At 26.8% G+C, this 8,937-nt stretch carries 9 protein-coding genes; 4 read left to right on the top strand and 5 right to left on the bottom strand.

What is annotated here, in order from left to right; all coding sequences use genetic code 11:
• Nucleotides 1–400: 400 nt before the first annotated feature.
• The gene (locus J7G74_RS12345; RefSeq protein ID WP_297135850.1) at nt 401–1,450 is read left to right on the top strand and encodes a PTS transporter subunit IIC; all 1,050 of its coding nucleotides are present in this window, start codon (nt 401–403) and stop codon (nt 1,448–1,450) included.
• A 37-nt stretch (nt 1,451–1,487) separates the two neighbouring features.
• Here J7G74_RS12345 and J7G74_RS12340 read toward each other — a convergent pair whose 3' ends face one another.
• From J7G74_RS12340 to J7G74_RS12320, 5 genes are all read right to left on the bottom strand, one after another.
• On the bottom strand, nt 1,488–2,540 hold the full coding sequence (locus J7G74_RS12340) for a DUF6398 domain-containing protein (RefSeq protein WP_297135848.1): 1,053 nt from the start codon (nt 2,538–2,540) through the stop codon (nt 1,488–1,490).
• Nucleotides 2,541–2,735: 195 nt separating this feature from the next.
• The gene (locus J7G74_RS12335; protein WP_297135845.1) at nt 2,736–3,080 is read right to left on the bottom strand and encodes a cupin domain-containing protein; all 345 of its coding nucleotides are present in this window, start codon (nt 3,078–3,080) and stop codon (nt 2,736–2,738) included.
• A gap of 107 nt (nt 3,081–3,187) precedes the next feature.
• Nucleotides 3,188–4,390: a peptidylprolyl isomerase gene (locus J7G74_RS12330; RefSeq protein ID WP_297135843.1), complete on the bottom strand. Its 1,203-nt coding sequence runs from the start codon at nt 4,388–4,390 to the stop codon at nt 3,188–3,190.
• A 107-nt stretch (nt 4,391–4,497) separates the two neighbouring features.
• Complete coding sequence (locus J7G74_RS12325; protein ID WP_297135841.1) at nt 4,498–5,079, bottom strand: hypothetical protein; 582 nt, start codon at nt 5,077–5,079, stop codon at nt 4,498–4,500.
• Nucleotides 5,076–6,602 (bottom strand): FAD-dependent oxidoreductase, encoded by a 1,527-nt coding sequence (locus J7G74_RS12320; RefSeq protein ID WP_297135838.1) that lies wholly within the window; start codon nt 6,600–6,602, stop codon nt 5,076–5,078. The genes J7G74_RS12325 and J7G74_RS12320 overlap by 4 nt, the downstream gene beginning before the upstream one ends.
• Before the next feature lie 231 nt (nt 6,603–6,833).
• Between J7G74_RS12320 and J7G74_RS12315 the strand changes: the two genes are divergently transcribed.
• The 3 genes from J7G74_RS12315 to J7G74_RS16835 form a co-directional block, all read left to right on the top strand.
• Complete coding sequence (locus tag J7G74_RS12315) at nt 6,834–7,574, top strand: GntR family transcriptional regulator (protein ID WP_297135834.1); 741 nt, start codon at nt 6,834–6,836, stop codon at nt 7,572–7,574.
• Between the two features lie 17 nt (nt 7,575–7,591).
• Complete coding sequence (nagA, locus tag J7G74_RS12310) at nt 7,592–8,728, top strand: N-acetylglucosamine-6-phosphate deacetylase (protein ID WP_297135833.1); 1,137 nt, start codon at nt 7,592–7,594, stop codon at nt 8,726–8,728.
• A gap of 63 nt (nt 8,729–8,791) precedes the next feature.
• Nucleotides 8,792–8,937, top strand: a 146-nt coding sequence (locus J7G74_RS16835; RefSeq protein ID WP_443081659.1) for a 6-phosphogluconolactonase, incomplete at its 3' end; no start/stop codon positions are given.

Raw genomic sequence — 8,937 nt, 5'->3', positions numbered from 1 at the left:
GCTTTGCCCGTTGCTCAAGTAACAGAGTTGAAAATTATATATTATCTAAAAAATAGATAACACATAATTTCCTTACAACTAAAAAATAATTTATATTCAGTTTATTTCAATAAATTTATTTATACCTTATTATATTACTTATAATTATAATAAATCCTTTATCTATATATATAAAAGTATCATTAATCTTTATATAATTTTATCTAAAATAGGTCAATATTTTCAATATTTTTAATTTAATTAAAACAATAATTTTTATTTTATTCTATAATTCAATTATTATCCATCTTATATAATTTTAAAACAAAATATAATTCGATATAATTCAAAAAAATTTGTATCATTTATATAAAATAATTATAATTTACTTAAGTAGTTTTTTATTGGAGGGAGATTTATAATGGGAAAAATTAAGAAAAAACGTACTTTAAAAAAATTCTTAAAAGATAAAAATATAGAGTTTTCTGTTCAAAGATATTTAATCGATGCCTTGAGTTATATGGCTCTTGGTCTTTTCTCATCCTTACTGATTGGTACTATATTTAATACAGTAGGAGAAAAATTTGGAATAACTTTATTTACAGATGTAATAAATCCATTGGCCAAACAAGTCACTGGTCCATCAATAGCTATTGCAATTGCCTATGGACTTCAAGCACCACCTCTTGTAATGTTTTCATGTGCTTTAGTTGGCGCTTGTGGAAATGAACTGGGTGGTCCAGTTGGTGCTTTTATAGCCACTATTTTTGCCGTAGAGTGCGGAAAAATTATTTCAAAAGAAACAAAAATAGACAAACTAGTTACACCTGCTGTTACAATATTAATCGGCGTACTTACTGCTTTATTTACAGGCCCTGCTGTATCTACATTTATGAATTCATTTGGTAATTTAATTATGAGATCTACAGAAATGCAACCTATCTTAATGGGGTCATTGGTATCTGTATTAGTTGGTATAGCATTAACACTGCCAATAAGTAGTGCTGCCATATGCATAATGCTAAACCTTAGTGGCCTTGCTGGTGGAGCTGCTACAGTAGGCTGTTGCTGCCAAATGATAGGCTTTGCTGTTATGAGCTATAAAGAAAATGGAATTGGTGGTTTATTTGCTCAAGGACTTGGTACATCTATGCTTCAAATGCCTAATATAATTAAAAACTGGAAAATATGGATACCTCCTACTTTAGCATCAGCTATTATAGGACCTTTGTCTACTACTATTTTTAAGTTAGAAAATATTCCAATAGGTGCAGGCATGGGCACTTCTGGCTTAGTTGGTCAGTTTGGAACAGTTACAGCCATGAAGGCTGCAGGAAAAGGTGGAGTTAAAATGTTGATTTCCATATTATTACTTCACTTTATCTTACCAACAATTATAACTTTGGCTATAGCTAAAGTTATGAGATTAAAAAAACTAATTAAGCCAGGTGATTTAAAACTAGATATATAAAAATTCATTAAACACAAAAAGGCTGTATTATTACAGCCTATTTTTTTAACACATTTTTTAATAACCAGTCTATTGAACCTTTTGTACTTTTCCATAAATCAACTGATTCTTCACAATAGAAGTTTGCTTCATCGAAAAGTGTTGGGTTTATATAAACTCCTGACATTTGCATAAATGCAGTCCATTTTATTAATTTTAATGCTATATATTTGTTACGCTTCACAGCTTCCTTTAAAGCATCTTTCGCCATGAATATATTATTATTTTTATAGTAGTATAAAACTTTACTATATAACCATGTCGCAGACTGATCTTCATTATATCTTACAAATAAATCATTTATTTCTTTTCTTGAATTATTTTTTATAAGTATATTTATTAATTTATATCTTATACCTTGATGATCTAATGGATTTAAGTTTAATAATAATTCATAAACTTTTTTAGCAGAATCTTCCTTATTATTTTCTAAACATAGATTTCCTAAGTCTTGTAATGCTATCATATACGGTCTAGTTACTTTATCTTCCCAATATACAACTTCTGCATTATTTTCTATCATATCTACTGCAACTTTTATAGCTTGTTCAAAGTATTCAACTTTTTCCTTATATTCATTTGATTCATGAGCTAATTTCATGAAATTTTGATACATAGCTTCTTTTTCATCTTTAACTGCTACAACTGATTCTTCTTTTACTGATATTTTAGCTTCCTTATCTTCCACTTCTTTAGTCGATTCTTGTGTAGAAGATATCATTGCTCTTTCATCATTTTCTACTATATTTAAAATTTCTTTTACCGCTTCAGCTTTATTTTTTATCGTCCCTGCTGAAACACCTATTTTTTGTGAGAAATCTTTCTTAGTCATATACATAGAATGTTTTTTATTAAATACACCGTTCATGTCTAACACTATGTTTAATATTGAAGACGCCCATATGTCTGTTCTAGAAGTACTTAATATCTCTTCATTTGCTTCTTCCAATCTATCTAATATTTCGATACTCTTTTGTTTATATTCTTCTGTTAAATTTTCTTTAAAGAAATCGATAATTATTTCTTTTATTTGTGATTTTGTATTGCTCATTTAAATCCTCCATTATTATATTAAAAATAACACTAGTTACTATTATAACATTTTTTTCGAAAATGTATATTTAAACTTTAAAATACTTTAATATATGATAATAAAATTTTATCAGATTTGGATAGAAATAATCTAAAAAAGAAGCAATTATTGCTTTCCAATAAAAAACTCTAGGATTAAACCTAGAGTCTCAGCTTACTCATTTATTACTACAGCAATAAAATCCAATTCTTCATCACCTATATTTTCAATATAGTGACTATTTCCATCTGCAGTATATACTATATCACCTTCAGCAACTTCTACTAATTCACCATTATCAAGTACCTGTGCCTTGCCTCTTAATATATAGTAAATTTCAAAATCATCTGTATGATCATGCATTCCTATAGAGTTTCCAGGTGGTATTGTAATTCTAGAAAATAATTTTGCCTTACCTCTTAAATTATCACTTTCAACTAAAAACTCTCTCTTTACCATTCCTTTTCCATCTCGAATATTAGATTCATCTGTTTTTATTTGTGATTTTTTAATTATCATATATTTATCCCCCTCTTTATAATACAATTATAATACCAAATTTATGATAATTAATCAAATTATAAAAGCTCCTATTTATGATAAATAGGAGCTTTTATTTTTAAATATTACATATTAATTTTTACATTATATTTTTCAAGAGCGTCCTGTAAAAGATTACTTTGTTTATCACTAGTTAAAGATTCAATTAAACTTTCTTTGACATCATCAAAATCTGTATATTGCTCACCAGTCTTTTTAATTATATGATAGCCATATGGTGTTTCAACAACTTTTGAATAAATTTCTCCTACATCCAGAGAAAAAGCAGCTTCTTCAAAGTTTTCACTCATTTCACCCTTAGAGAAGAATTCCAAATCTCCTCCATTACTTGCACTATAAGTATCATCAGAATATTCTAGTGCTAAATCCTCTATACTTTCTCCTTTTTGAACTCTTTTTAATAACTCTTCAGCTAGTTCTTTATTTTCTTTTTTCTTTTCATCACTAACTTCCTCTCCATCTTCATCAGTATTACTAATTAAAATATGAGATGCACTTATTTCAAAAAAATCTTCTTTGTTTTTATCGTAATAATTTTTTGCTTCTTTTTCACTAACTTCACTATTTGCAGTTAAATATTCAGTAGCTATCATTTCTTTTTCTAATGAATTTTTAATATAATCTGATGTCAAATTAAATTCTTTTAAAAATTCTTCTTCACTCATATTAAAATAAGATGATATAGTACTTATCATAGTATCATAATTTTCATCTAAATCTTCATCAGATATCTTTATATCATCTTCTTTTCCTGCTTTGTATAGCGCTTCTAGATTAGTCATATAGTTTATAGTATTTGCCTCATATGATTCTATCTCTTCAGCAGATAACTTTTTAAGCCCTTGATAATAGAAATATGGCTCCATTCTCCTACTAAAATCTTCTCCAGTTATTTTCACATCATCAACAGTAGCTAATACTTTTGACTTTGAGTAGTTTTTATGAGTAGCAGGAAGTCCTCTACCTACATCTTTACCTGCATAAAATCCTATACCTAATCCTATAATTGCCACTAAACTAATAGATAATAATTTTTTACCTTTTTCACCAGTAAAATATGATTTATAATTCCTATTTTGTTTTTTATGATTTTTTAATTTATTATCTTCTTGGATATGTTTTTCTTTCTGATTTGAATCTTCTGTTAAAACTTCATTTTTTAAATCTTCTTCAATAATATCACTATTATTTTTAGCATTTGATACATCTAAAGATTTATTCCTGAAATCTTCATTTGTATTTTCTCTATTATTTTTATCTTGAGACATCTTTTCCCTCCTAATATTATTACTATATATATTTTATAACATTTAATTATTTTTGTGTGAATACTAATAGAAAGTAATATGAACTTTTTATGAATTTTATAATTAAATTATAATTTTCTAATCAAAAATGGTGTAATAATTGTGGTTCCTACTAAACCATCAATCATATCTATCATAGTGTCATTTAGACCACCAGCCTGACAATTTATTGCCCAAATTTGATCTATAGTAAATTCAAGTATTTCCCATAAACTAGCTACTGCCATGCTAAACATAAAAATGAAAATAAATAAAAAAGCCTTTTTTAAATTCTTTCTATCTTCTTGTTCTGTAAAAACATTAATAACAACAAAAGCCACCGTACTTGCAATAAAACCTGACCATATATGCAAAAAATCATCATAATGATTGATTTTATATAGCCCATAAGAAGTCCCTAATGCTAAAGAAAACATAATGAATAAATCAATCATTATTATTAATAAATCATTAAATAAATAACCATATTTCTTGTTTCCAACTCTAAGTAAATATGTTCCTATTATACATCCTGCACAAATTAAAGAATAATTATATTTATATTTGACTATAAAAAATCCTACAGAGAATATATAGAAAATATACAATAATATATTCAAAGCTTTTAATATATCTATTGTTTTCATTTTATTTTTCATTATTGTTATCATATTAGTTTAGGGTTAACGTCATTCTTCCCATCACCATAGCGTTTTAAAGGTTTCAAAGCAGGACCATTTAAAATATTTCCTTTATAGTCAAATCTAGATCCATGGCATGGGCAATCCCAGCTTTTCTCCCCACTATTAAATCTAAGTTCACAGCCTAAATGAGTGCAAGTTATATCAACAATAAAAAGTTCTCCGTCTTTATCTCTATAAGCACCGTATCTTTTTCCATAAAGATTTACTATTTTACCTTCATTCTTTTTAGGTAAATCACTATTTCCAGAAATTAATTTACCTTTTATATAGTCATATGCAACTTCTAAATTTTCACCTACAAACCTACTATTAAGATAACTTTTCAATCTACTTGGATTAAACAAATCTTCATATTTTGATGAACCTTTTACAATTAAATCTTTTATTAGTACTGCGCCTATACTAGCATTACTTAATCCCCATTTACTTGTTCCAGTTATTATATAAACATTATTTTCTTTCATATTTATTCTTCCCATATACGGAATGTTATCAAAAGATATATAATCTTGCGTTGACCATTTACATATTATTTCTCCCGTTGCAAAGTTTTTCTTAGTGAAGTCAGTTATAATTTTATAATTTTCCATTTCATTATTACATTTACCAGTCTTATGATCTTGTCCGCCTGCTATTATATACTTTTCTCCATTGTCATCTTCATAAGTTCTAAAAGTTCTTACAGGCTGTTCTACATTAATATAATTTCCATCTAATATATCTTCATCTAACTTGGAGCATAATAAATAAGATCTAGATGCTTCTTCTTTTGAAAAATAAAGCATTAGGCCATCATACCATGCATTACAAGATGCTAAAATTAAGTTTTTTGTAGTAATAATATTACCATTAGCACATTTCACCTTGCACTCTTTTCCAACTTCAACATCTACAATTGGAGTGTTTTCATATATTTCTACACCCATATCTATATTTATTTTAGCTAAAGAGTCTAAATATTTTTTAGGATTAAACTGCCCTTGTTTTTTGAAACAAAGTGCACCTTTTGTTTCAATTGGGATTCCTTTTATCTTATCATAATATTCACATGGTATTTTTAATTCTTTACATGTTTCATATTCTTTTTTTAATTGCTCAACATATTTATCTTCTTGTGTATATATAAAACTTGGAACTAATTTAAAATTACAATTGATATTGTGCTCTTTTATAATATTTTGAACTAAATCTAATCCTTCTTCATTTGCTTCATAATATAATTTAGCCTTTTGAGAAGAATATTTCTTTTTAATAGAGTCATATATTAAACCATGTTGACTGGTAACTTTCCCAGTATTTCTTCCCGATGCTCCAAATCCTACTTTATCTGCATCCACAATTACCACTTTTTTATTTTCTTTAGCTAATAAATAAGCAGTAGTAAGGCCAGCAATCCCAGCACCAACAATTAAACAATCTGTATCAATATCATTTTTCAAACTCTTATAATCATTGCTTTTTGATGATAACATCCAATACGATTTATTCATAACTAATTTCCTTTCTAATATGTAATATTATTTATTATTAACAATAATTTACTAAAATATATTATTTCTTTTATTACATACTTTCATTACTAATTTATATAAAAATATATTTATAATAAATTAATCTATATTGTATTGACCTTGCAAACAATTTCCACTATAATCAAATCATAAGATTGGTATATACCAATAGGTATATGCCAATGGGTATATACCAAAGAAAGGATAAAAATGAAATTAGTAGATAAAAACTCAAAAACGCCCCTTCATCTTCAACTTTCCGAAATTATTAAGGAAATGATTAATAATAATGAATTGCAAGAAGGGCATTATCTAATATCTGAAAGAGAGCTTTGTAAAATACAAAATATAAGTAGAATGACTGTAAATAAAGCTATTATCAACTTAGTAAATCAAGGCCTTCTAGAAAGAAGGCAAGGTAAAGGAACTTTTGTATCTTATAAAAAACAAAAGTTAACCTATGAAAAAATGTATGGTTTTACAGAAATAGCTCAAGATAAAAAACTTAAAGTAAAAAATGAAATTCTGAAATTTAAATTACATAATGAAATAGATGAAAAAGTTAGGGAAAATTTACAGTTAGAAGATAATAACTCTTTTGTATATGAAATAGAAAGAGTTAGGTATATTGAAGATGAACCTACTATTCTAGAAAAAATATATATACCAAAATATATGTGTTCTGACTTAACAGAAGAATTAATTAGAAAAAATTCTATATATAAGCTATTTAGAGAAAAGTATTTTCATAAAACACAAAAAGCTAGGCAAGTTATTAATCCTATAATACTTAATAAATCTCAGTCAAAACTTTTAAATACAGAGGTAAATTCTCTTGCATTAAAAATTGATAGAGTTGTGTTTACAAATAATGAAGAAGTTTTAGAATATACTAGTTCTCTATTTCTTACTGACAAACATCAGTATGAAATTATTCTTAACGAAGATTAAAATTTTAAGGGGGATTTATGAAGGCTATTATTAATGGAAAAATAATAAAAGAAAGTGAAATATTAGAAAATAAAGTAATTGTATTCAATGACAAGATAATTGGATTATATGATAAAGTACCTGAAGGCGCAGATATTATTGATGCAAGAGGTATGTATGTATCTCCAGGTCTTATTGATATTCATGTACATGGTAGCTGCAATTGTGATGTTATGGATAAATCTGTAGATGCTATAAAAACTATAGGTAATGGCATCAAGGCAAATGGTGTTACTTCTTTTCTACCTACAACAATGACTATGTCAAAGGAAGATATACATGAAGCTCTAGATACTATAAGAGAATCTATGAACATAAAGTATAATGGTGCTCAAGTAATTGGTGCTCATTTAGAAGGACCTTTTATAAATAATAAATATAAAGGTGCTCAAAGCGATGAGTTTATACAAGTACCTAATTTTCCATTCATAGAAGATTATGTTGATATTATCAAAATAATTTCTTATGCTCCTGAAGTTGATAAAAATTTTAATTTTACAAAAGAAGTAAAAGAAAAAACTGATATAACTTTATCTATAGCTCACACTAATGCCACTTATGAAGAAGCTATATCAGCCATAAAATTTGGAGCATCTAATATAACTCATTTATTTAATGCTATGACACCTTTAAATCATAGAGAAATGGGTGTAGTTGGAGCTGCTCTTACTAGCGATGTTTATTGTGAAATAATCTGTGACAATATTCATATAAATCCAGAATTATTCCAATTCGTATTAAACAATAAAGGTAAAGATAAAGTAATATTAATAACTGATTGTATGAGAGCTGGTTGCATGCCAGATGGAAAATATGATCTTGGTGGTCAAGATGTTTTCGTAAAAGCTGGCGCTGCAAGACTTGCCGCTGGTAATTTAGCAGGAAGTGTCTTGAACTTAAACAAGGCTGTATATAACTTTATGAAAAAAACTAATTTATCTTTAAATGAAGCTATAAATTTAGCTTCTCTAAATCCAGCAAAATCAATTAATATGGATGATAGAAAAGGTAGTCTAGAAATAAATAAAGATGCTGATATAGCTATATTTAATGATGAGATGGACTGTTATATGACTGTATCACAAGGAGAAATAATTTTTAATAAATTAAGCTAGTTATTTTTTAATATTGATAAATAGACAAATATACTATGTAATTAAAAATTGGAGGGTTATATTATGAGAATAATAGTTTGTGAAAACTATGAAGCATTAAGTAAAAAAGCAGCACAAATAATAGGGAGCCAAATAATTTTAAAACCTAATTCAGTATTAGGTCTTGCTACAGGAAGTACTCCAGTAGGAATGTATAAAAATTTAATAAG

The sequence above is a fragment of the Terrisporobacter sp. genome (assembly GCF_017888745.1).
GTDB lineage: Bacteria > Bacillota > Clostridia > Peptostreptococcales > Peptostreptococcaceae > Terrisporobacter.
This window is presented reverse-complemented; position numbering and strand designations above follow the sequence as displayed.

Excerpts from the sequence above, each read along its gene's own strand:
- J7G74_RS12345 (WP_297135850.1), top strand. The coding sequence starts at position 401 with ATGGGAAAAATTAAGAAAAAACGTACTTTAAAAAAATTCTTAAAAGAT.
- J7G74_RS12340 (WP_297135848.1), bottom strand. The coding sequence starts at position 2,540 with ATGAGCAATACAAAATCACAAATAAAAGAAATAATTATCGATTTCTTT.
- J7G74_RS12335 (WP_297135845.1), bottom strand. The coding sequence starts at position 3,080 with ATGATAATTAAAAAATCACAAATAAAAACAGATGAATCTAATATTCGA.
- J7G74_RS12330 (WP_297135843.1), bottom strand. The coding sequence starts at position 4,390 with ATGTCTCAAGATAAAAATAATAGAGAAAATACAAATGAAGATTTCAGG.
- J7G74_RS12325 (WP_297135841.1), bottom strand. The coding sequence starts at position 5,079 with ATGATAACAATAATGAAAAATAAAATGAAAACAATAGATATATTAAAA.
- J7G74_RS12320 (WP_297135838.1), bottom strand. The coding sequence starts at position 6,602 with ATGAATAAATCGTATTGGATGTTATCATCAAAAAGCAATGATTATAAG.
- J7G74_RS12315 (WP_297135834.1), top strand. The coding sequence starts at position 6,834 with ATGAAATTAGTAGATAAAAACTCAAAAACGCCCCTTCATCTTCAACTT.
- nagA (WP_297135833.1), top strand. The coding sequence starts at position 7,592 with ATGAAGGCTATTATTAATGGAAAAATAATAAAAGAAAGTGAAATATTA.